Below are 22,100 nucleotides of genomic sequence, written 5' to 3'. Positions count from 1 at the left end.
ACTCAGCTCTCAGTCGGGTCAATATCCAGCGTCCATTTGACTTTGCGGGCGGCGGGTAACGTTGAGAGCAGTGGCAGCGAGCTACTCAGCAGCTGTTGCAGCCGTTTGCGCGATGGGTGTTGCAGCAACAGCTGCCAACGCCAGCGGCCACTGCGCTTGGGTTGCAGCGCCGGAACGGGTCCCATCAGCCACAGCGCCTGATCTTTCAACGGGCTGGCCTCGATCAGGTTACGTAACTGATTGAGAAACTCGGCGGCCTGCTGGTTATCCATATCTTCGGCGCGAAATAGCGCATGGCTGGTCCACGGCGGTAGATGCACAGACTGACGCTCCAGTAGCGTCTGCTCGGCAAAGGCAAAATAACCACGATGCAACAGGGTTTGCAGCAGCGGATGTTCCGGGTGGTGCGTCTGCAACAGCACTTCTCCCTGTTTACCTGCACGGCCCGCGCGGCCTGCAACCTGAGTATAGAGCTGTGCGAAACGTTCAGCGGCGCGGAAATCGGCGGAGAACAGCGCGCCATCAACATCTAACAACGAAACCAGCGTAACATCCGGGAAATGGTGGCCTTTTGCCAGCATCTGCGTGCCGACCAGAATGCGTGCGCCACCGCGATGCACATCCGCCAGGTGTTGCTCCAGCGCGCCTTTGCGGCTGGTGGTATCACGATCGATGCGGGACACCGGCACGCCGGGAAATAGCGTACCGAGCTGCTGTTCTAACTGCTCGGTTCCGACACCCACCGGCATCAAGTGGGTTGATCCACATTGTGGGCACTGATGCGGCAACGGGCGTTGACTGTCGCAATGGTGGCAACGCAGCTGACGATGGTGCTGATGCAGCGTGTAGTAGCGATCGCAGCGTTGACACTCGGCTAGCCAACCACAGTCGTGGCACATCAGGGCCGGTGAGAAGCCGCGGCGGTTGAGGAACAACAGTACCTGATTATTTGCCTGTAAATGCTGACGCATTTTGCCCAGCAGGGCTGGGGCCAGACCGCCTTTCAGTTGTTGTCCTTTCAGATCAATCAATTGCTGCAACGCCGGTTTAGCGTTACCGGCGCGTTTGGTGAGGTTGAGCTGACGATATTTGCCGTTGCGCACGTTGTGCAGCGTTTCCAGCGCGGGCGTGGCCGATCCCATTACAATCGGGATATCTTCCTCATGGGCGCGAAACACCGCCAGGTCGCGCGCCTGATAACGCCAGCCTTCCTGCTGTTTATAGGAACTGTCGTGCTCTTCATCAATAATGATCACGCCGGGACGTGCCAGCGGCGTAAACAGCGCCGATCGTGTGCCAATCACAATCGCGGTTTCACCACTGCGCGCCCGCAGCCAAACGGCGAGGCGCTCGCTGTCATTCAGCGCCGAGTGCAGCACATCAATCGGCGCATCGAAACGTTCACGAAAGCGGGCGATGGTTTGCGGCGTCAGGCCAATTTCCGGCACCAGTACCAACGCCTGTTTACCGCGCGCCAGCACGTTTTCCAGCACGCTCAGGTAGACCTCCGTCTTCCCTGAGCCGGTGATCCCGGCCAGCAACCAGGCGGCATAGCGATCGTCTTCGCTGCGAATCGCGCCGACCGCCATGGCCTGATCGGTGTTAAGCCGCAGCCTCTCTCCTTTAACGGCAAACGTGTCCCGCCAGTCGTGTAATGGCGCAGCGTGCTCACGCAGATCACACAAGCCTTTGGCACGTAGTGCCTGCAAGGCCGCATCGGTGAGATCGTGGTCGCCAATCTGATGACGATAGAGTGGCTGCTGGCGCAGTGCCGCCAGCGCTTGCTGCTGTTTGCGGGCGCGTTTCAGGCTATCCAGCGCCACTTCACGCCCGGCGTCATTGATTACCCATTGCCACAGCGGGGCTTCCTGCGCCGGTTTGCCCTGGCGCAACAGCACCGGCAAGGCATGGTTCAACACTTCGCCCAACGGGGAGTGATAATACTGCGCTGCCCACTGCAAAATGCGCCACAGCGCGGGTGAATAGAGGCTGCTGTCATCCAGCAATTCATCAATCTGCTTTAGTTGTGTCAGGGACAGGTCGCTGGTTTCGCGTATGCCGACCACAATGCCCACCATTTTCCGGTTGCCGAATGGCACACTGACGCGCACGCCTGTCACCGGCAGCGGTGCATCGGCAGGCAGCAGGTAGTCAAACAGGCGAGGCAGCGGAACGGGCAGGGCAACCTGAACAACGGGCATGTCGATCTCTATCCGATTCTGTAATAAGGAGAAGTAGTGTACACGCTGACGCGGCGAGCGGATATCCATCCGCGCCATTTGCCAAAAGCGGTCATTTTCTGTATACTGCGCCGCCTTTGATGAGAAACGCTCGTCAAAGATTACACATTAATTGTTCAACCGCGTGTGGTGCTGTGCAGGTATAGCCTGGCACGGAGAGCGACACGGCCTTTTATGAGGTTCTCCCATGAAACAAGGTATTCACCCGAAATACGAAGCAGTGACCATCACTTGCTCTTGCGGTAACGTGATCAATACTCGCTCTACTATGGCTCACAACCTGAACCTGGACGTGTGCGGCAAATGCCACCCGTTCTACACTGGTAAGCAGCGTGTTGTTGACACCGGTGGCCGTGTTGATCGCTTCAACAAGCGTTTCAGCCTGCCGACCAGCAAGAAATAAGATTTGTTTGTCGTCGACGCCTGTGGGTGTCGGCTACAAGAAAAAACCCAGCTTCGGCTGGGTTTTTTTGTTTCTGGCGTCAGTATTCCCAGGTATCGGGATTGATGCCCATCTCACGCATGATCTTCTTCGCTTCTTCCGGGATCTCATCACTACGCTCTTTACGTAGATCTACGTCGTCCGGCAGAGGTTGGCCGGTGAAGGCATGCAAAAAGGCTTCGCACAGCAGTTCACTGTTGGTGGCATGACGCAGGTTATTAACCTGACGACGGGTGCGCTCATCCGTTAGAATTTTCAGCACTTTCAGCGGGATAGATACCGTGATCTTCTTGACCTGCTCGCTCTTCTTACCGTGCTCAGCGTAAGGGCTGATATATTCGCCGTTCCATTCAGCCATGGGTTACCTTAATCAATAAAAGTGGAATGTGGGGAAATCCGTTGATTATGCCCGATTTCTTGGTGCCTGACCCCTGAAAATGCAGGTTTTATGCTTAAACATCACTTTCCCGGAGAAAGCGCGCTGAACACCAGGCGATGACGCGTAATTTTAGCGGGTATTGATGCTTTGCTCAATCTATACGCAAAGACATTTAGATGTCCAGATGTATTGACGTCTATTGTCGGAATGCTATCCTGTTGCCTCTTCTTTTTACTCTTCAGGAACAGTAAGCACCATGACGCGTAAACAGGCAACCATCGCAGTACGCAGCGGTTTGAATGATGACGAGCAATATGGCTGCGTTGTCCCACCGATTCACCTCTCCAGCACCTATAACTTCCTTGACTTCAACCAGCCACGCGCCCATGACTACTCTCGTCGTGGTAACCCGACGCGTGACGTGGTGCAACGTGCGCTGGCAGAACTGGAAGGTGGCGCAGGTGCGGTATTAACCAATACCGGCATGTCAGCGATTCATCTGGTGACCACCGTGTTCCTGAAGCCGGGTGATTTGCTGGTGGCACCGCACGATTGCTATGGCGGCAGCTATCGTCTGTTCGACAGCCTGAGCAAGCGCGGCGCGTACCGGGTTAAGTTTGTCGATCAGGGCGATAAAGCGGCGTTACAGGCGGCTCTGGCAGAAAAACCGAAGCTGGTGTTGGTGGAAAGCCCCAGCAATCCTTTATTACGCGTGGTGGATATTGCCGCGATTTGTCAGGCCGCGCGTGAAGCGGGTGCCATCAGCGTGGTGGATAACACCTTCCTCAGCCCGGCACTGCAAAACCCGCTGGCGCTGGGTGCCGACCTGGTGATTCACTCCTGCACCAAATACCTGAATGGCCACTCCGATGTGGTGGCGGGTGCGGTGATTGCTAAAGATCCGGCATTGGCGACGGACCTTGCCTGGTGGGCCAACAACATTGGTGTAACCGGTGCGGCCTTCGACAGCTATCTGCTGCTGCGTGGCCTGCGTACTCTGGGGCCGCGTATGGCGGCCGCACAGCGCAATGCGCTGGCAATTGTTGATTACCTAAAGCAACAACCGTTGGTGAAAAAACTGTATCATCCTTCCCTGCCGGAAAATGCCGGTCACGAGTATGCGGTACGTCAACAGCGCGGCTTTGGTGCCATGTTAAGTTTCGAGCTGGACGCCGACGAAGCGCGCCTGCGCCGTTTCCTCAAAGCGTTGCAGCTGTTCACGCTGGCTGAGTCACTGGGTGGTGTTGAGAGCCTGATATCGCACACCGCCACCATGACGCATGCCGGCATGTCGGCCGAAGCGCGTGCCGCAGCGGGAATTTCCGAAACGTTGCTACGTATTTCTGTCGGAATTGAAGATCACGAAGATTTAATCGCCGATCTGGATAATGCATTCAGGATCGCAGCCGAGGGGTAACCATGACGATTTCAGCAGGCGCGGGAACGCCGACCAGTAAGCAGTTGCATAAATTTGGTGGTAGTAGCCTGGCCGATACCCGTTGCTATCAACGCGTTGCCAGCATCATGGCGGATTACAGCCAGCCGGGCGATTTGATGGTGGTTTCTGCCGCAGGCAGCACCACCAACCAGCTGATCAGTTGGCTTAAGCTGAGCCAGAGCGATCGGTTGTCAGCGCACCAGGTGCAACAGGCGTTACGGCGTTTTCACAGCGAGCTGATTGCATCGCTGTTACCGGCTGAAATGGCAGAAACCCTCACCGCGACTTTTATTCGTGATTTGGAAAAACTGGCGGCGCTGTTGGATGGCACCATTACCGACGCGGTATACGCCGAGGTGGTAGGGCACGGTGAAATCTGGTCAGCACGGCTGATGGCGGCGGTGCTGAGCCAGCGTGATATCGAAGCCGTATGGCTGGATGCCCGCGATTTTCTGCGTGCCGAGCGTGCCGCGCAACCGCAGGTTGATGAAGGAAAATCCTGGCCGCTGTTGCAGGCGCTGCTGACACAGCATCCGCATCAGCGCCTGGTAGTAACCGGTTTTATCAGCCGTAACGATGCCGGTGAAACCGTGCTGCTGGGCCGTAACGGCTCGGACTATTCCGCCACGCAGATTGGTGCGCTGGCCGGTGTCGGACGCGTAACCATCTGGAGCGACGTGGCCGGGGTGTATAGCGCTGACCCGCGCAAGGTGTCGGATGCTTGCCTGTTACCGTTGCTGCGCCTCGATGAGGCAAGTGAACTGGCACGTCTGGCTGCACCGGTGCTGCATACCCGTACCTTGCAGCCGGTGTCGAATAGCGATATCGACCTGCAACTGCGTTGTAGCTACCAGCCGGAACAGGGTTCGACGCGCATTGAGCGTGTGCTGGCCTCGGGCACGGGCGCACGCATTGTCACCAGCCACGATGACGTCTGCCTGATTGAAATCCAGATCCCCACCAGCCATGATTTCGCCACCCTGAATAAAGAAATCGATCTGCTGCTGAAGCGCGCACAATTGCGTCCATTAGCGGTGGGTACCCATCCTGATCGCCAGTTGCTGCAACTGTGCTACACCTCGGAAGTGGTGAACAGCGCCTTTAACCTGTTGCAGGACGCGGCGTTGCCTGGCCATTTGCAACTGCGTGATGGTTTAGCGCTGGTAGCGTTGGTGGGAGCGGGAGTCACGCGTAACCCCCTGCACAGCCATCGTTTCTGGCAACAAATTAAAGACCAGCCGGTGGAGTTTGTCTGGCAGTCAGAAGAACATATCAGCATCGTGGCAGTACTGCGTGTCGGCCCGACCCAGCATCTGATTCAGGGTCTACATCAGTCGCTGTTTCGCGCCGAAAAGCGTATTGGCCTGATGCTGTTTGGTAAAGGCAATATCGGCTCCCGCTGGCTGGAGTTGTTTGCGCGCGAGCAGGAGACGCTGTCGGCACGCACCGGATTCGAATTTGTGCTGGCAGGGGTGGCAGACAGTCGCCGCAGCCTGCTGAGCTACGACGGTCTTGATGCCAGCCGCGCCCTGGCTTTCTTTGATGATGAAGCCGAGGAGCGCGATGAAGAGTCGTTGTTCCTGTGGATGTGCGCGCATCCGTTTGATGATCTGGTGGTGCTGGACGTTACCGCCAGTGAGCCGCTGGCGCAGCAGTATCTCGATTTTGCCAGCCACGGCTTCCACGTTATCAGCGCCAACAAGGTGGCTGGTGCGTCGAACAGCCAGAGTTGGCGACAGATTCGTGATGCTTTCACCAAAACCGGCCGCCATTGGTTGTACAACGCCACCGTGGGTGCGGGTCTGCCGGTGAACTATACGGTGCGCGATTTGCGTGAAAGCGGTGATTCGATTCTCGCCATCAGCGGCATCTTCTCCGGGACGCTCTCCTGGCTGTTTTTGCAGTTTGACGGCACCGTGCCGTTTACCGAATTGGTGGATCAGGCGTGGCAGCAAGGGCTGACCGAACCGGATCCACGCGTTGACCTCTCCGGTCAGGATGTGATGCGCAAGCTGGTGATTCTGGCGCGTGAAGCGGGCTATAACATCGAACCAGACCAGGTTCGCGTGGAGTCGCTGGTACCCGCCAGCTGCGAAGGCGAATCGATTGATCACTTCTTTGAGAATGCTGATGAACTGAATGATCAGATGATCCAGCGTCTGGAAGCAGCACAGGAGATGGGGCTGGTGCTGCGCTATGTCGCGCGTTTCGATGCCAATGGCAAAGCGCGTGTTGGCGTAGAAGCGGTGCGTCCGGAACATCCGCTGGCGGCGCTGCTGCCGTGCGATAACGTGTTCGCCATTGAAAGTCGTTGGTATCGTGATAACCCGCTGGTCATTCGTGGGCCAGGTGCCGGGCGTGATGTCACCGCCGGAGCCATCCAGTCGGATATCAACCGCCTCGCGCAACTGCTGTAACCCGCCTTATGATGCAGACGGTGACGGGCCGTCTGCATTTTTCATTTTTTCCCACCATCGTGAAATTCCTTCATGTTGGTTGAATATTTGTCACGCCTGGACATTAATTTTCAGTTGACGCTAAGTCGGGAATCGTTCATTTTGTGCATCTGGACGTCTAAACGTATGGATGTTCGAAAACCACAAATAATCGATGTGTGAAGGTGAGGTAACAGGATGAGTTTCTTTCATGCCAATCAGCGCGAAGCGCTGAATCAAAGCCTGGCTGAGCTGAACGGGCAAATTAATGTCTCTTTTGAGTTTTTTCCGCCACGTACCAGCGAAATGGAAGCAACCCTGTGGAACTCTATTGACCGTCTTAGCAGCCTGAAGCCGAAATTTGTTTCGGTTACCTATGGTGCCAACTCGGGCGAGCGTGACCGTACCCATAGCATCATCAAGGGCATTAAAGAGCGCACCGGCCTGGAAGCAGCACCGCATCTGACCTGCATCGATGCCACGCGTGATGAGTTACGCACCATCGCGCGCGATTACTGGAACAGCGGCATTCGCCATATCGTCGCGCTGCGCGGCGATTTACCACCGGGTAGCGGTAAACCGGATATGTACGCGTCTGATCTGGTCGAATTGCTGAAAGATGTGGGCGATTTTGATATCTCGGTTGCCGCCTATCCTGAAGTGCATCCGGAAGCGAAAAGCGCACAGGCAGACCTGATCAACCTGAAACGCAAGATTGATGCCGGTGCTAACCGTGCCATCACGCAATTTTTCTTCGACGTCGAAAGCTACCTGCGCTTCCGCGACCGTTGTGTGGCGACCGGTATCGATGTGGAAATCGTGCCGGGCATTCTGCCGGTGTCCAACTTCAAGCAGCTGCAACGCTTCGCCACCATGACTAACGTGCGTGTGCCGGGCTGGATGAACGCGATGTTTGAAGGGCTGGATGATGACGCGGAAACGCGCAAAATGGTCGGTGCGAACATTGCGATGGATATGGTGAAAATCCTGTCGCGTGAAGGGGTGAAAGATTTTCACTTCTACACCCTGAACCGTGCGGAGATGAGCTACGCGATTTGCCACACCCTGGGTGTACGACCTCATCATAATTAGTCATACAAACTCGTAGCGGCGCGATTTATCGCGCAATCCCATGCGCGATAAATCGCGCCGCTACGGGCCACATCAAGAAGGGGCCGAAGCCCCTTGATATGTCTGCTTAACCGGTATTACGCATACCCGCTGCGACACCCGCGATAGTCACCATCAACGCTTGCTCAACACGCGCATCCGGCGCATCACCACGCTCTTCCTGCGCACGCGAACGGTGCAGCAATTCAGCCTGCAACACGTTCAGCGGGTCGGTGTAGACATTACGCAGCGCGATGGATTCGGCAATCCACGGCTGATCCGCCATCAGATGCGCATCGTTGGCGATGGTCAGCACTGCTTTGATATCCGCATCCAGTTGGTCACGCAGTTGCTGGCCCAGCGGCCACAATGATTTATCCACCAGACGCTGATCATAATATTCCGCCAGCCACAGGTCGGCTTTCGAGAACACCATCTCCAGCATGCCAAGACGGGTGGAGAAGAATGGCCAGTCGCGGCACATCGCTTCCAGTTGATCCTGGTGACCTTGCTCCATCGCTTTCTGGATTGCCGCACCGGCACCCAGCCAGGCTGGCAGCATCAGACGGTTCTGCGTCCAGGCAAAAATCCACGGAATCGCGCGCAGCGACTCCACGCCACCGGTGGCACGGCGTTTGGCCGGGCGTGAACCCAATGGCAGTTTACCCAGTTCCTGTTCCGGCGTTGCAGAGCGGAAATAGGGAACGAAATCAGGATTTTCACGTACATAGCCACGGTACATCGCACAGGAGTGAGCCGACAGACCGTCCATAATGTCGCACCATTCGCTTTTTGGCTCCGGTGGCGGCATCAGGTTGGCTTCGAGAATCGCACCGGTATACAGCGACAGGCTGGCGATAGTCACTTCCGGCAGGCCGTATTTGAAGCGGATCATCTCACCCTGTTCGGTCACGCGCAGGCCACCTTTCAGGCTACCCGGCGGCTGCGACAGCAGCGCAGCATGCGCCGGTGCGCCACCACGACCAATGGAACCGCCGCGTCCGTGGAACAACGTCAGGGCGATACCGGCTTTTTCACAGGTCTTGATTAACGCGTCCTGGGCCTGATACTGCGCCCAGCTTGCGGCCATCACGCCAGCATCTTTCGCGGAGTCAGAATAACCAATCATCACCATCTGCTTGCCCTGAATAAAGCCGCGATACCAGTCGATGCCCAGTAGCTGGCTCATCACGTCGTTGGCGTTGTTCAGGTCGTCGAGCGTTTCAAACAGCGGTGCCACTGGCATGGCGTAGGTGATACCGGCTTCTTTCAGCAGCAGATGCACCGCCAGCACGTCGGATGGCACTTTTGCCATAGAGATGACGTAAGCGGCAATCGAGCCTTGCGGCGCTTCGGCTGCCACTTTGCAGGTATCCAGCACTTCGCGGGTATTATCGCTCGGCTCCCACTGGCGTGGCAGCAGGGGACGTTTGGAATTCAGTTCACGGATCAGGAAAGCCTGTTTGTCGGCTTCTGACCAGCTTTCATAATCACCGAGGCCGAGATAGCGCGTCACTTCGGCAATCGCTTCGGTATGACGGGTGCTCTCCTGACGCAGATCGATACGCACCAACGGCACGCCAAAACACTTCACGCGGCGCAGCGTATCCAGCAGCTGACCATTAGCGATGATGCCCATGTCGCATTGTTGCAGTGACTGATAGATGGCAAACAGCGGTTGCCACAGCTGATCGTTGGACACCAGCAAATCAGCAGGACGTGGCACGCGCTCGCCTTTCAGACGACGCTCCAGGAAGGCCTGGGTGCTCATCAACTGACTACGGATGCGTTTCAGAATCACGCGGTAGGGTTCCAGCGCTTCCGGGTCGCCACACAGTTCACGTACTTCGTCGCTGCACTCGGACATTGACAGCTCGGAAATCAGCACGCCGACATCACGCAGGAACAGGTCGGCAGCTTTCCAGCGGCCGAGCTGCATAGCCTGTCGCGTGATGGTAGCGGTAACGTTCGGGTTGCCGTCGCGGTCGCCGCCCATCCAGGAGGTAAATTGTACCGGGACAAAATCCACTGGCAGCTGCATACCAAAGGTTTCTTCAACCTGCTCGTTCAGCTCGCGCAGAAACGCCGGTACGCCTTCCCACAGGCTGTTTTCCACCACGGCAAAGCCCCATTTGGCTTCATCAACCGGGGTCGGGCGATATTTACGAATTTCATCGGTGTGCCAGGCCTGGGCAACCAGTTGGCGCAGACGGCGCATCACCTGGTTGTATTCATATTCGGTGATATCGCTATGGTCGAGCTGTTGCAGGCAGCTATTCACCTCAACCAGCTTATGAATCAGCGTCCGACGCGTGATCTCGGTTGGGTGCGCAGTCAGCACCAGCTCCAGCGACAGTGACTCAATCGCCGCGCGGATATCGCTCTCATTCAGGTCTTTCTGCTGCTTCAGGCGATCGAAGGTGCTTTTCAGCAGCTCCGGGTGGTTGGCACCTTCGCCACTGCGCGCAATGGTCTGATATTGTTCAGCCACGTTGGTAAGATTCAGGAACTGGCTAAATGCACGCGCCACCGGCAGCAACTCGTCATTGGACAGGTTTTGCAGCGTGGACAGCAGTTCCTTACGATGAGTGTCATTTCCGGCACGGGATGACTTAGAGAGTTTGCGGATGGTCTCCACCTTATCGAGGATGTTCTCTCCCAGTGCATCCTTTATCGTATCCCCGAGCAGTTTGCCGAGCATACTGACATTACTTCGCATTGCGGAATATTGTTCGTTCATGTGACCCTGACACCCTTATCGTCTTTTTAATTCATATACCCAACGGGCATAACTTCGTCTTTTATCTAGCCACGTATCGCTCTGTTCGTCAATTGCCTTAAACTGACGAAATTTCGCTGCTAAATGCTGGAAATTCAAAGAATTTAACCAGAGCGAAGCGAGATAAGTTATTCTTATTATCAAATCCCGAACATTGACGGGGCATTTTGCTGATTAAACAGTGAAATGCCCCATCGATTGTCCATCAGTGACAAAAATGATGGACAACCTGCGTGATGAGCGCATGGGTTGGCTTAATAAATGCGGTATCAATAAATTCATCAGGCTGATGGGCCTGATTGATAGAACCGGGGCCTAACACCAGCGTTGGGCAAAGTTGCTGAATAAACGGTGCTTCGGTGCAGTAGTTCACCACTTCGGTCGGCGTACCCAGCAGTTTTTCCACCACTTTCACCAGTTCATGGTCGACCGGGCACTCGTAACCCGGAATCGGCGGATGCAGTTCACCGACGGTCAAACGACCCGGCCAACGCTCACTCACCGGAGCCAGCGCTTCATTCAGCAGACCATCCAGATCACTCAGGGTTAACCCCGGTAACGGTCGAATATCCATATGCAGTTCGCAGCAGGCGCAAATACGGTTAGCGGCATCGCCGCCGTGAATATGGCCAAAGTTCATGGTCGGGTACGGAATGGCAAAACCGTCATGGTTGTAACGGCTTTTCAACGTATTACGCAGCTGCATCAATTGGGTGATGGATTCATGCATCAGCTCAATGGCGTTCACGCCGCGTGAGGGATCGCTGGAGTGGCCCGATTGTCCCTGAATACGAATCACATTGGAGAGATGGCCTTTGTGCGCGCGTACCGGTTTCAGCGAAGTCGGTTCGCCGATGATGGCGCAGTCCGGGCGCAGTTGGGTGGATTCAGCGAAGTACTTCGCGCCTGCCATCGTCGTCTCTTCGTCGGCGGTGGCAAGAATGTAGAGCGGTTTGCTCAGTTTGGTCACGTCTACGTCACGCAGCGCATCCAGAATAAAGGCGAAGAAGCCTTTCATATCTGCCGTGCCTAAACCGTAAAGCTTGTTGTCATGCTCAGTCAGGGTAAAGGGATCGCGCGTCCAGCGGCCATCATCGAACGGAACCGTGTCGGTATGGCCTGCTAATAATAAACCACCCGCGCCGGAACCCGTGCGCGCCAGCAGGTTAAATTTATGCCGTGTACCCGGTACAGGTTGCACTTCAGTATCGAAGCCAAGATCGCGAAACCAGCCCGCCAGCAAATTGATTAAAGTTTCATTGCTCTGATCGAGCGCGGCGTCGGTGGCGCTGATTGATGGTGTGGCAATCAGCTGGCGGTAGAGTTCGATAAAAGGTGGTAATTTTGTCTTCACTGTTGACGGTCCTTGGGTTAGGATGTATCAATATTCATGCATTAATAGTGAATAAAAATACATTAACGTCGTCTGCATGTGAACAGTAAATCTGTGCAAACGGCATCGTGGGCAACGGGGCAAGGCCGCGACCCGGAACGTGTGACTGTAATAAGGTATACAGCCTGATGTTGAATACGCTGATCGTTGGTGCCAGTGGTTACGCTGGCGTAGAGCTTGCCACCTACCTGAATCGCCATCCGCATATGAACATAACCGCTTTAGCGGTTTCAGCGCAAAGCCCGGATGCCGGAAAGTTACTTTCAGACCTGCATCCGCAGTTGAAAGGTATTGTCGACCTGCCATTGCAGCCGCTGAGCGATGCCGCTGAGTGGGCGGATAAAGTCGATGTGGTGTTCCTCGCCACCGCACATGAAGTCAGTCACGATCTGGCGCCGGAATTCCTGAAAGCCGGTTGCGTGGTATTTGATCTCTCCGGTGCGTTCCGTGTTAACGACGGTGCTTTCTACAATCAATATTACGGTTTCACCCATCAACACGGCGACTGGCTGGACAAAGCGGTTTACGGCCTGGCGGAATGGCAGCACGAAAAAATCAAAGAAGCCCAGCTGGTGGCGGTACCGGGATGCTACCCGACCGCCTCTCAACTGGCGTTGAAACCGCTGGTGGAAGCGGGCCTGCTGAATCAAGACCAGTGGCCGGTGATTAACGCGACCAGCGGCGTCAGCGGTGCCGGGCGTAAAGCCAGCGTCACTACCAGTTTCTGTGAAGTCAGCCTGCAACCTTATGGCATCTTCAATCATCGCCACCATCCGGAAATTGTTGCCCATCTCGGTACGCCGGTGATCTTTACGCCGCATCTGGGCAACTTCCCGCGTGGCATTCTTGCTACCGTCACCTGCCGCCTGAAACCGGGCGTCAGCGAACAGGACGTGGCAGAAGCTTTCCATAACGCCTACCACGACAAACCGCTGGTGCGTCTGTATAAGAAAGGTGTGCCTGCGTTGAAAGGTGTGGTTGGCCTGCCATTCTGTGATATCGGTTTTGCCGTGCAGGGTGAGCACCTGATTGTGGTTGCCGCAGAAGATAACCTGTTGAAAGGTGCTTCTTCGCAGGCGGTGCAGTGTCTGAATATTCGTTTCGGCTTCCCCGAAACACTGTCTCTGATTTAACGGGCGAGTAAGTAAACCATGACCAATCCTCTGATTATTAAACTGGGTGGCGTCCTGCTGGATAGCGAAGAAGCGCTGGCTCGCCTGTTCGATGCGCTGTTGGCGTATCGTAACGAGTATCAGCGTCCGCTGATCATTGTGCACGGCGGCGGCTGCCTGGTGGATGAGCTGATGAAGAAGCTCGCGCTGCCGGTGAAAAAGAAGAACGGTTTGCGCGTGACGCCAGCCGATCAGATTGACATTATTACCGGTGCTCTGGCGGGTACGGCGAACAAAACGTTGCTCGCCTGGGCGAAGAAGTATGGCATCAACGCGGTGGGCCTGTGCCTGGGTGATGCGGGTCTGGTAAATGTGGCGCAGTTTGATGAAGAATTGGGCCACGTCGGTAACGCCACACCGGGCAACCCGGCATTGATCAACACGTTGCTGGGCGCGGGTTATATGCCGGTGATCAGTTCCATCGGGATCACTGATGGTGGCGATCTGATGAACGTCAACGCTGACCAGGCGGCGACTGCGCTGGCGGCCACCATTGGTGCGGATCTGGTACTGTTGTCTGATGTCAGCGGCATTCTCGATGGCAAAGGTCAACGCATCGCAGAGATGACGGCCGCGAAAGCGGAACAGCTGATCGCCCAGGGCATTATTACCGATGGCATGATTGTTAAAGTTAATGCAGCGCTGGACGCGGCACGTACTCTGGGTCGCCCGGTGGATATTGCCAGCTGGCGTCATGCTGAACAGCTGCCAACTCTTTTCAACGGCGTGTCGATTGGCACCCGGATTCTCGCTTAACGATACTGATTCAAGGATTACGAAATGCAAACGCAAGGCATCAAAAAAATTGTTCTGGCTTACTCCGGTGGCCTTGATACGTCTGCCATCATTCCATGGCTGAAAGAGAACTACGGCGGCTGTGAAGTGGTCGCGTTCGTGGCGAATATCGGTCAGGACCCGGCAGATCTGGAAGGCGTTGAGAAGAAAGCGCTGCAATCCGGTGCCTCTGAATGTCATGTGGTTGACCTGCGCGAAGAGTTCATCAGCGAGTACGTTTACCCGGTGCTGCAAACCGGTGCGCTGTACGAAGGCACCTACCTGCTGGGTACCTCAATGGCGCGTCCGATTATCGCCAAAGCGCAGGTTGAGCTGGCGCTGAAAGTGGGTGCCGATGCCCTGTGCCACGGCGCAACCGGTAAAGGTAACGACCAGGTACGTTTCGAAACCACCTACACCGCACTGGCACCACAGCTGAAAGTGGTGGCGCCGTGGCGTGAATGGAACCTGCGTTCGCGTGAAGCGCTGCTCGACTACCTGAAAGAGCGCAACATCCCGACCACCGCGTCGCTGGAAAAAATCTACAGCCGTGATGAAAACGCCTGGCACATCTCCACCGAAGGTGGCGTGCTGGAAAGCCCGTGGAACGCACCGAACAAAGATTGCTGGGTGTGGACCGTTGACCCGCTGGAAGCACCGGATCAGCCGGAAAACGTCACCGTGACCGTGGAAAAAGGTCGCGTGGTTGGCGTTAACGGCGAGAAGCTGAGTCCGTTCGCCTGTCTGGAAAAACTGAACGCGCTGGGTGCGAAACACGGCGTAGGTCGTATCGACATCGTGGAAAACCGTCTGGTCGGCATCAAATCTCGTGGTTGCTATGAAACCCCGGGCGGCACCATTATGGTTAACGCGCTGCGTGCCGTTGAGCAGCTGGTGCTGGATCGCGACAGCTTCAAATGGCGTGAGCAGCTGGGCCAGGAGATGTCATACGTGGTGTACGATGGCCGTTGGTTTGCGCCGCTGCGTCAGTCCATCCAGGCGGCGGCTGAGTCCCTGGCTGAACTGGTGAACGGTGAAGTGGTTCTGCAACTTTACAAAGGTCAGGCGACAGCGATTCAGAAAAAATCGATCAACAGCCTGTATTCAGAAGAGTTTGCGACCTTCGGCGAAGACGAAGTGTACGATCACCGTCACGCGGGTGGCTTTATCCGTCTGTTCTCACTGTCTGCACGCATCCGTGCACTGAACGAGCAGAAGAAGTAATTCCGCACCAACGACATAGTTTCAAGGGCGGCTACGGGCCGCCCTTTGTTTAACCGTATTCAGGAGTATTCAGATGGCACTTTGGGGTGGACGCTTTACCCAGGCAGCAGACCAACGCTTCAAACAATTCAATGATTCGCTGCGTTTCGATTATCGCCTGGCGGAGCAGGACATCATCGGTTCCGTCGCCTGGTCAAAAGCGCTGGTGACGGTTAATGTTCTGAGCAGCGACGAGCAGCAGCAGTTGGAGGCGGCGCTGAACGCGTTGCTGGCCGAAGTGCGTGCCAATCCTGAGCAGATTCTGCAAAGCGATGCCGAAGACATTCATAGCTGGGTCGAAGGCAAGCTGATCGACAAAGTCGGCGCACTGGGTAAAAAACTGCATACCGGTCGTAGCCGTAACGACCAGGTCGCCACCGATCTGAAACTGTGGTGCAAAGAGCAGGTTGCAGTGCTGTTGGATGCCACTCGCGAGCTGCAAAAAGCGCTGGTTGCCACCGCCGAAGCCAATCAGGATGCAGTGATGCCGGGTTATACCCATCTGCAACGCGCCCAGCCGGTGACCTTTGCGCACTGGTGCCTCGCCTATGTCGAAATGCTGGCGCGTGATGAAAGCCGTTTGCAGGATACGCTGAAGCGCCTTGACGTCAGCCCGCTTGGCTGCGGCGCATTGGCCGGGACTGCATACGAGATCGATCGTCAGCAACTGGCGGGCTGGTTGGGTTTCGCCTCCGCCACGCGCAACAGCCTCGACACGGTATCTGACCGTGATCATGTGCTGGAACTGCTGTCTGATGCCTCTATCGGTATGGTGCATCTGTCGCGCTTTGCTGAAGACATGATCTTCTTCAACACCGGCGAAGCTGGGTTTGTCGAGTTGTCGGATAAAGTCACTTCCGGTTCTTCTTTGATGCCACAGAAGAAAAACCCCGATGCGCTGGAACTGATCCGTGGCAAATGTGGCCGTGTACAAGGCGCGCTGACCGGTATGATGATGACGCTGAAAGGCTTGCCGCTGGCGTACAACAAAGATATGCAGGAAGACAAAGAAGGGCTGTTTGACGCGCTCGACACCTGGCTGGATTGCCTGCATATGTCAGTGCTGGTGCTGGACGGTATTCAGGTGAAACGTCCACGTTGTCAGGAAGCGGCGGAGCAGGGCTATGCCAACTCTACCGAACTGGCGGATTATCTGGTCGCCAAAGGCGTACCGTTCCGCGAAGCGCACCATATTGTCGGCGAAGCGGTGGTGGAAGCGATTAAGCAGGGCGTGGCGCTGGAAGCGTTAAGCCTGGCGCAACTGAAGCAATTCAGCGCGACGATTGAAGAGGATGTCTATCCGATCCTGTCACTGCAATCCTGCCTGGATAAGCGTAACGCCCGTGGCGGCGTGGCACCGCAGCAGGTAGCTCTGGCGATTCAGGAAGCGCAGCAGCGTCTGAAGTAAGCCAATAAAAAAAGCGGGCTATGATATAGCCCGCCAACCTCTAGCTTCGGAATTTCATCTTGTTATAGGCACATCATCAAAGGGCAGGCACTCCAGCCAGCTCAGTGATTTGTCAGACTGATTGCAGGTGTTACTCCGTACTCTTTCAGCCTTTTTTCATATTGCTTCTGATGGCACTTATTATTCCTGTCAGTGGCTTGATAGGGCTAATCGTTCATTGCTATTCTATCTATCGCCACGGGCTATCGTGGTTCGGAGGATATCAATGAACATTCGTGATCTGGAGTATCTGGTTTCGCTTGCGGAGCATCGTCATTTCCGCCGTGCAGCGGATGCCTGTCATGTCAGTCAGCCAACGTTGAGCGGACAAATTCGTAAGCTGGAAGATGAATTAGGCGTTATGTTGCTGGAACGCACCAGCCGCAAGGTTTTGTTTACCCAGGCAGGGCTGCTGCTGGTAGACCAGGCTCGCACCGTGCTGCGTGAAGTCAAGGTGCTGAAGGAGATGGCGAGCCAGCAGGGCGAAACTATGTCCGGGCCACTGCATATTGGCCTTATCCCCACCACTGGCCCTTATCTGCTGCCGCACATCATCCCGATGCTGCATCAGACTTTCCCCAAGCTGGAGATGTATCTGCACGAAGCTCAGACGCAGCAGTTGCTGGCGCAACTCGACAGCGGCAAGCTTGACTGTGCGATTCTGGCGTTGGTGAAGGAGAGCGAAGCCTTTATTGAGGTGCCGCTGTTTGATGAACCGATGAAACTGGCGATCTACGAGGATCATCCGTGGCACGATCGCGACCGTGTTCCTATGTCAGATCTGGCGGGTGAAAAGCTGCTGATGCTGGAAGATGGTCACTGCCTGCGCGATCAGGCGATGGGTTTCTGCTTTGAAGCCGGTGCGGATGAAGACACTCATTTCCGTGCTACCAGCCTGGAAACGCTGCGCAATATGGTCGCCGCAGGGAGCGGAATCACCTTACTGCCGTCGCTGGCGGTGCCAAATCAGCGCGTGCGTGATGGCGTTTGCTATCTGCCTTGTTACAAGCCGGTACCACAGCGCACCATCGCGCTGGTGTATCGTCCGGGATCGCCTCTGCGCAGCCGCTATGAGCAGCTGGCAGAAGCAATTAAAACCCATATGCAGGCTTATCTCGATAACACGTTAAAACAGGCGGTTTAAGCCATTTAACGCGGCTACGCGATAGGCTTCGGCCATCGTGGGGTAGTTAAAGGTGGTATTCACGAAATATTCAATCGTGTTACCGCCATTTTTCTGCTCCATGATGGCCTGGCCGATATGGATGATCTCTGCCGCACGTTCACCAAAGCAATGAATTCCCAAGATTTCTTTGGTTTCACGATGGAACAGAATCTTCAAACTTCCCACATTCATGCCGACAATCTGCGCGCGCGCCAGATGTTTAAACTGCGCACGTCCCACTTCATAAGGCACTTTCATTGCCGTCAGCTGCTGCTCAGTTTTGCCGACTGAACTGATCTCCGGAATGGTGTAAATCCCGGTAGGAATGTCTTCAATCAGGTGCGCCGTCGCTTCACCTTTCATGATGGCCTGGGCAGCGATACGTCCCTGGTCATAGGCGGCGGAGGCAAGGCTGGGATAACCAATCACGTCGCCGACCGCATAGATATGAGGCTGTGCCGTCTGGTACATGCTGTTGACCTTCAGCAGACCGCGACCATCCGCCTCAAGACCGACATTTTCCAGCGCCAGTGAATCGGTATTACCAGTGCGGCCGTTGGCGTAAAGCAGGCAATCCGCTTTCACTTTTTTGCCGGATTTAAGATGCATGATGACGCCATCATTCACACCCTCAATCTTCTCAAACTCCTCGTTGTGACGAATCACCACGCCGCTGTTCCAGAAGTGGTAAGACAGCGAATCTGACATCTCCTGATCAAGGAACGCCAACAGACGATCACGGGTGTTGATCAGGTCAACCTTGACGTTCAGCCCACGGAAGATTGAGGCGTATTCACAGCCGATCACCCCGGCACCATAGATAATGACGTGGCCCGGTTCATGGTGCAGATTAAGAATCGAATCGGAGTCATAAATACGTGGATGGGTGAAATCGACGTCAGCCGGATGATAAGGGCGCGAACCACAGGCGATAACAAATTTCTCTGCGGTCAGGCGCTCGCGGGTGCCATCTGGCTGCTCTACTTCGATGGTGTTGGCATCAACAAAATGCGCATCGCCCTGATACAGCTCACAGCGGTTACGTTCATAAAAGCCCTGCCGCATTGCGGTTTGTTGGCTGATGACGTTTTCCGTGTGATTGAGGATATCCGCAAAGGAGGAACGCAGAAGCCGGGTATGATCACTGTAGAGGGGATTTTGATTGAACTCGATAATACGGCTGACAGCATGGCGTAACGCTTTGGAAGGGATGGTGCCCCAGTGAGTACAACCGCCGCCGATGTTATGGTAGCGTTCGATCACTGCGATGCGCGCTCCCTGCTTCACCAGCCCCATGGCCGCACCTTCACCGCCCGGACCGGAGCCAATCACAATGGCATCGTAATCGTAAGACTTTTGCATACCAGTACGTCCTATGTTTCTATACATTTTTACAACGAGATTCTAACATCTCGCCGCGCACTTCTGAATTCTATCAGTGATTTTTGCCCACTTTTGACAAAGCGTGAGGTTAACAGGCGGTCACAAACTTTGCGCCGCTGTACGCTGAAAAGTTTGTTATAGTGCCTGCCTGATTACTCACAAGGCAGAGAGAATGGGCGTCAGAGCGCAACAAAAAGAACGTACAAGACGTACACTGATTGAAGCCGCCTTCAGTCAGCTAAGTGCAGAAAGGAGTTTTGCCAGCCTGAGTTTGCGTGAAGTTGCGCGTGAAGCCGGTATTGCGCCCACCTCATTTTACCGTCATTTCCGGGATGTGGATGAACTGGGTTTGACGATGGTTGACGAAAGTGGCCTGATGCTGCGTCAGCTGATGCGTCAGGCACGCCAGCGCATTGCCAAAGGCGGAAGCATTATTAAAACTTCTGTTGCAACTTTTATGGAGTTTATCGGGAACAATCCCAACGCTTTTCGTCTCTTATTACGCGAGCGCTCCGGAACGTCGGCGGCGTTTCGTGCTGCTGTAGCGCGTGAAATTCAACACTTTATTGCCGAACTGGCGGATTACCTTGAGCTGGAAAACCGCATGCCGCGTAGCTTCACCGAAGCACAGGCCGAAGCGATGGTCACCATCGTGTTCAGCGCCGGTGCGGAAGCGCTGGATGTGGATATTGAACAGCGTCGCAAGCTGGAAGACCGTCTGGTGCTACAGCTGCGGATGATCGCCAAAGGTGCTTATTACTGGTATCGCCGGGAGCAGGAACGGCTGGCGGTAACACTGGAAAAACCCGAAGAGTAATGTGATAAGGATAATGAAATGATTGAGCAAAACCCCCGCGATAAAGGAACGCTTTTACTGGCTTTTATCACCGGTTTGGCCATCAACGGCTCCTTTTCGGTGCTGTTCAGTGCATTTGTACCATTTTCAATTTTTCCGCTGATCGCCCTTGGCCTGGCGGCCTGGTGTCTGCATCAGCGTTACCTGAACCGTAATATGCCGGACGGCATGCCGTCACTGGCGGCGGCGTTTTTCCTGTTGGGGATTCTGGTCTACAGCGCGCTGGTGCGAGCGGAGTACCCGGATATTGGCTCCAACTTTATCCCGACCATCCTGATGGTCGCGCTGGTGTTCTGGATTGCGACGCGCTTTAAGCGACCGAAGAACAAGAATTAAAAAAACGGGAACCTCAGGGTTCCCGTTTTTTATTAGGCTTTGCGCGTCAAAAGTACGCCGCTTTCCATATGATGGGTATAGGGGAACTGATCAAACAACGCGAGACGTGCAACCTCATGGGTTTCTGCCAGCGTGGCGAGGTTATCGCATAGCGTTTGTGGATTGCAGGATATATAGAGGATACGTGGATAAGCCTGCACCATCTTGACCGTTTCGGCATCCAGCCCGCTACGCGGAGGGTCGACGAAAATGGTTTCACATTGATAACTTTGTAGGTCAATGCCTTCCAGTCGGTTAAAGCTACGCACGCCGTTCATTGCCTGAGTAAATTCCTCGGCGGCCATACGGATGATTTGCACGTTATCAATGTGGTTAGCGGCGATGTTGAACTGCGCGGCGGCTACCGAGGGTTTGGCAATTTCGGTGGCTAATACACGACGGAAATTACGCGCCAGCGCCAGGGAGAAATTACCGTTGCCGCAATACAGCTCCAGCAGGTCTCCGCGCGCGTTTTGCGTCACGTCCAGCGCCCACTCCAGCATCTGAATATTCATCGCGGCATTCGGCTGGGTAAAACTGTTCTCCACCTGACGATAAATCAGTTCTTTGCCCGCCACCGGCAGACGCTCATCGATGTAATCGCGATCGAGACAAATTTTGGTTTTGGTCGCGCGCCCAATCAACTGCACATCAAAACCTTCGGCGCGCAGGGCGTCACGTAATGCGCTGGCTGCCAGTTGCCACTCCTCTTCCAGTTTGCGGTGGTAGAGCAGGGAAATAACGATCTGATTGCTGAGGGTCGACAGGTAATCGATCTGAAACAATTTATGGCGCAGTGCACGGTTATCACGGGCAGCGTTGATCATTTTGGGCATCAGTTGGTTGATCAACTCGCTGGCGGCCGGAAATTGATCGACGCGAATACGCTGTTTGGTCTGCTGATCAAAGATGATGTGATACAGATCGTCGCCATCATGCCAGATGCGGAATTCGGCTCGCATACGGTAGTGACTGACCGGTGAACGGAACACCTCCACCTCTGGCGCAGCAAACGGTGCCATCATCGCCTGTAAACGGCTGACTTTTTCTGCCAGTTGCGCGTCATATTGTTCAATCGGGAGCTGTTCGGGTGTCATCTTCAATCCTGGTAATAAGCCTGCTTGCCGGGCGATTGTAGGCATTCGATTGCTGTTGTCCAGCCTTGTGCAAAAGAAGATGGCTGGAAGTCTGGATTTCTGGCCTTCTTGTCCGTAGACTGCGACGGCCGGCCTCCTTGAGTTAAAAGGGAATCCAGTGTGAATCTGGAGCTGACGCGCAGCGGTAAAGAATGTCGTGGTGATTGCTGATGCAGACACTGTCCTGCGGGATGGGAAGTCTTCACCATTAATGATTCTCAGCCCGAAGACCTGCCGGTGTGACGTCGCAATTCGTACGGTCATCGCGTGCTATCGATCGTATGCCTGCGGCATCCTGCTTTGTCTTTTGGAT

The 22,100-nt window shown here is 55.2% G+C and carries 17 protein-coding genes and 1 riboswitch; of the genes, 11 read left to right on the top strand and 6 right to left on the bottom strand.

The genetic code is table 11. The features are described 5' to 3' along the window. Positions 1-2: 2 nt before the first annotated feature. Positions 3-2,201 (bottom strand): primosomal protein N', encoded by a 2,199-nt coding sequence (gene priA / locus AC6I8T_RS20140; RefSeq protein ID WP_497834261.1) that lies wholly within the window; start codon positions 2,199-2,201, stop codon positions 3-5. Between the two features lie 226 nt (positions 2,202-2,427). On the opposite strand from priA, the gene rpmE reads away from it, so the two are divergent. Then, positions 2,428-2,643, top strand: a complete 216-nt coding sequence (gene rpmE / locus AC6I8T_RS20135; RefSeq protein ID WP_013510985.1) for a 50S ribosomal protein L31 — start codon at positions 2,428-2,430, stop codon at positions 2,641-2,643. A 79-nt stretch (positions 2,644-2,722) separates the two neighbouring features. On the opposite strand, the gene metJ is transcribed toward rpmE, so the two are convergent. Then, the gene (metJ, locus tag AC6I8T_RS20130; protein ID WP_013510984.1) at positions 2,723-3,040 is read right to left on the bottom strand and encodes a met regulon transcriptional regulator MetJ; all 318 of its coding nucleotides are present in this window, start codon (positions 3,038-3,040) and stop codon (positions 2,723-2,725) included. Positions 3,041-3,317: 277 nt separating this feature from the next. Between metJ and metB the strand changes: the two genes are divergently transcribed. The 3 genes from metB to metF all read left to right on the top strand — a co-directional run bounded on the left by metB (position 3,318) and on the right by metF (position 8,026). After that, positions 3,318-4,478, top strand: a complete 1,161-nt coding sequence (gene metB, locus AC6I8T_RS20125) for a cystathionine gamma-synthase (protein WP_013510983.1) — start codon at positions 3,318-3,320, stop codon at positions 4,476-4,478. Between the two features lie 2 nt (positions 4,479-4,480). After that, a complete protein-coding gene (locus tag AC6I8T_RS20120; protein WP_497834260.1) occupies positions 4,481-6,916 on the top strand; it encodes a bifunctional aspartate kinase/homoserine dehydrogenase II in 2,436 nt (811 codons plus the stop codon). 216 nt (positions 6,917-7,132) lie between these two features. Continuing rightward, complete coding sequence (metF, locus tag AC6I8T_RS20115) at positions 7,133-8,026, top strand: methylenetetrahydrofolate reductase (protein ID WP_208724397.1); 894 nt, start codon at positions 7,133-7,135, stop codon at positions 8,024-8,026. Between the two features lie 106 nt (positions 8,027-8,132). Here the strand turns inward: metF and ppc are convergent, their stop codons facing one another. Both ppc and argE read right to left on the bottom strand, forming a co-directional pair. Further along, a complete protein-coding gene (ppc, locus tag AC6I8T_RS20110) occupies positions 8,133-10,784 on the bottom strand; it encodes a phosphoenolpyruvate carboxylase (RefSeq protein ID WP_208724396.1) in 2,652 nt (883 codons plus the stop codon). 244 nt (positions 10,785-11,028) lie between these two features. Next, entirely contained in the window at positions 11,029-12,177 is a 1,149-nt protein-coding gene (gene argE / locus AC6I8T_RS20105; protein WP_415174988.1) for an acetylornithine deacetylase, read from the bottom strand. A 167-nt stretch (positions 12,178-12,344) separates the two neighbouring features. On the opposite strand from argE, the gene argC reads away from it, so the two are divergent. The 5 genes from argC to oxyR all read left to right on the top strand — a co-directional run bounded on the left by argC (position 12,345) and on the right by oxyR (position 18,016). Next, entirely contained in the window at positions 12,345-13,349 is a 1,005-nt protein-coding gene (gene argC / locus AC6I8T_RS20100; protein ID WP_208724394.1) for an N-acetyl-gamma-glutamyl-phosphate reductase, read from the top strand. A gap of 18 nt (positions 13,350-13,367) precedes the next feature. Next, the gene (gene argB / locus AC6I8T_RS20095) at positions 13,368-14,144 is read left to right on the top strand and encodes an acetylglutamate kinase (protein ID WP_208724393.1); all 777 of its coding nucleotides are present in this window, start codon (positions 13,368-13,370) and stop codon (positions 14,142-14,144) included. A gap of 24 nt (positions 14,145-14,168) precedes the next feature. Further along, entirely contained in the window at positions 14,169-15,386 is a 1,218-nt protein-coding gene (locus tag AC6I8T_RS20090) for an argininosuccinate synthase (RefSeq protein WP_415174985.1), read from the top strand. A 73-nt stretch (positions 15,387-15,459) separates the two neighbouring features. After that, positions 15,460-16,833 carry an argininosuccinate lyase gene (gene argH / locus AC6I8T_RS20085; protein WP_208724391.1) on the top strand — a complete coding sequence of 458 codons (1,374 nt, stop codon included), beginning with the start codon at positions 15,460-15,462 and terminating at the stop codon, positions 16,831-16,833. A gap of 265 nt (positions 16,834-17,098) precedes the next feature. Beyond that, positions 17,099-18,016: a DNA-binding transcriptional regulator OxyR gene (oxyR, locus tag AC6I8T_RS20080; RefSeq protein ID WP_013510974.1), complete on the top strand. Its 918-nt coding sequence runs from the start codon at positions 17,099-17,101 to the stop codon at positions 18,014-18,016. Here oxyR and sthA read toward each other — a convergent pair. Next, positions 17,999-19,399: a Si-specific NAD(P)(+) transhydrogenase gene (gene sthA, locus AC6I8T_RS20075; protein ID WP_013510973.1), complete on the bottom strand. Its 1,401-nt coding sequence runs from the start codon at positions 19,397-19,399 to the stop codon at positions 17,999-18,001. The genes oxyR and sthA overlap by 18 nt on opposite strands. 193 nt (positions 19,400-19,592) lie before the next feature. Between sthA and fabR the strand changes: the two genes are divergently transcribed. Both fabR and AC6I8T_RS20065 read left to right on the top strand, forming a co-directional pair. Beyond that, a complete protein-coding gene (fabR, locus tag AC6I8T_RS20070) occupies positions 19,593-20,237 on the top strand; it encodes an HTH-type transcriptional repressor FabR (RefSeq protein ID WP_208724390.1) in 645 nt (214 codons plus the stop codon). Positions 20,238-20,255: 18 nt separating this feature from the next. Next, a complete protein-coding gene (locus AC6I8T_RS20065; protein WP_208716880.1) occupies positions 20,256-20,612 on the top strand; it encodes a YijD family membrane protein in 357 nt (118 codons plus the stop codon). Positions 20,613-20,644: 32 nt separating this feature from the next. On the opposite strand, the gene trmA is transcribed toward AC6I8T_RS20065, so the two are convergent. Then, the gene (gene trmA, locus AC6I8T_RS20060) at positions 20,645-21,748 is read right to left on the bottom strand and encodes a tRNA (uridine(54)-C5)-methyltransferase TrmA (RefSeq protein ID WP_208724389.1); all 1,104 of its coding nucleotides are present in this window, start codon (positions 21,746-21,748) and stop codon (positions 20,645-20,647) included. Positions 21,749-21,863: 115 nt separating this feature from the next. Next, a riboswitch (cobalamin riboswitch) is annotated at positions 21,864-22,041 on the top strand. Positions 22,042-22,100: the final 59 nt, after the last annotated feature.

Source organism: Pantoea sp. X-Soil-OKNW-556 (assembly GCF_059730695.1).
Note: the sequence above shows the minus strand (reverse complement) of the source record. Positions and strands in the feature narration are given on the sequence as shown.

What these genes read in the sequence shown, in the direction of transcription:
- priA (WP_497834261.1), bottom strand. Translation starts at nt 2,201, where the DNA reads ATGCCCGTTGTTCAGGTTGCCCTGCCCGTTCCGCTGCCTCGCCTGTTT.
- rpmE (WP_013510985.1), top strand. Translation starts at nt 2,428, where the DNA reads ATGAAACAAGGTATTCACCCGAAATACGAAGCAGTGACCATCACTTGC.
- metJ (WP_013510984.1), bottom strand. Translation starts at nt 3,040, where the DNA reads ATGGCTGAATGGAACGGCGAATATATCAGCCCTTACGCTGAGCACGGT.
- metB (WP_013510983.1), top strand. Translation starts at nt 3,318, where the DNA reads ATGACGCGTAAACAGGCAACCATCGCAGTACGCAGCGGTTTGAATGAT.
- AC6I8T_RS20120 (WP_497834260.1), top strand. Translation starts at nt 4,481, where the DNA reads ATGACGATTTCAGCAGGCGCGGGAACGCCGACCAGTAAGCAGTTGCAT.
- metF (WP_208724397.1), top strand. Translation starts at nt 7,133, where the DNA reads ATGAGTTTCTTTCATGCCAATCAGCGCGAAGCGCTGAATCAAAGCCTG.
- ppc (WP_208724396.1), bottom strand. Translation starts at nt 10,784, where the DNA reads ATGAACGAACAATATTCCGCAATGCGAAGTAATGTCAGTATGCTCGGC.
- argC (WP_208724394.1), top strand. Translation starts at nt 12,345, where the DNA reads ATGTTGAATACGCTGATCGTTGGTGCCAGTGGTTACGCTGGCGTAGAG.
- argB (WP_208724393.1), top strand. Translation starts at nt 13,368, where the DNA reads ATGACCAATCCTCTGATTATTAAACTGGGTGGCGTCCTGCTGGATAGC.
- AC6I8T_RS20090 (WP_415174985.1), top strand. Translation starts at nt 14,169, where the DNA reads ATGCAAACGCAAGGCATCAAAAAAATTGTTCTGGCTTACTCCGGTGGC.
- argH (WP_208724391.1), top strand. Translation starts at nt 15,460, where the DNA reads ATGGCACTTTGGGGTGGACGCTTTACCCAGGCAGCAGACCAACGCTTC.
- oxyR (WP_013510974.1), top strand. Translation starts at nt 17,099, where the DNA reads ATGAACATTCGTGATCTGGAGTATCTGGTTTCGCTTGCGGAGCATCGT.
- sthA (WP_013510973.1), bottom strand. Translation starts at nt 19,399, where the DNA reads ATGCAAAAGTCTTACGATTACGATGCCATTGTGATTGGCTCCGGTCCG.
- fabR (WP_208724390.1), top strand. Translation starts at nt 19,593, where the DNA reads ATGGGCGTCAGAGCGCAACAAAAAGAACGTACAAGACGTACACTGATT.
- AC6I8T_RS20065 (WP_208716880.1), top strand. Translation starts at nt 20,256, where the DNA reads ATGATTGAGCAAAACCCCCGCGATAAAGGAACGCTTTTACTGGCTTTT.
- trmA (WP_208724389.1), bottom strand. Translation starts at nt 21,748, where the DNA reads ATGACACCCGAACAGCTCCCGATTGAACAATATGACGCGCAACTGGCA.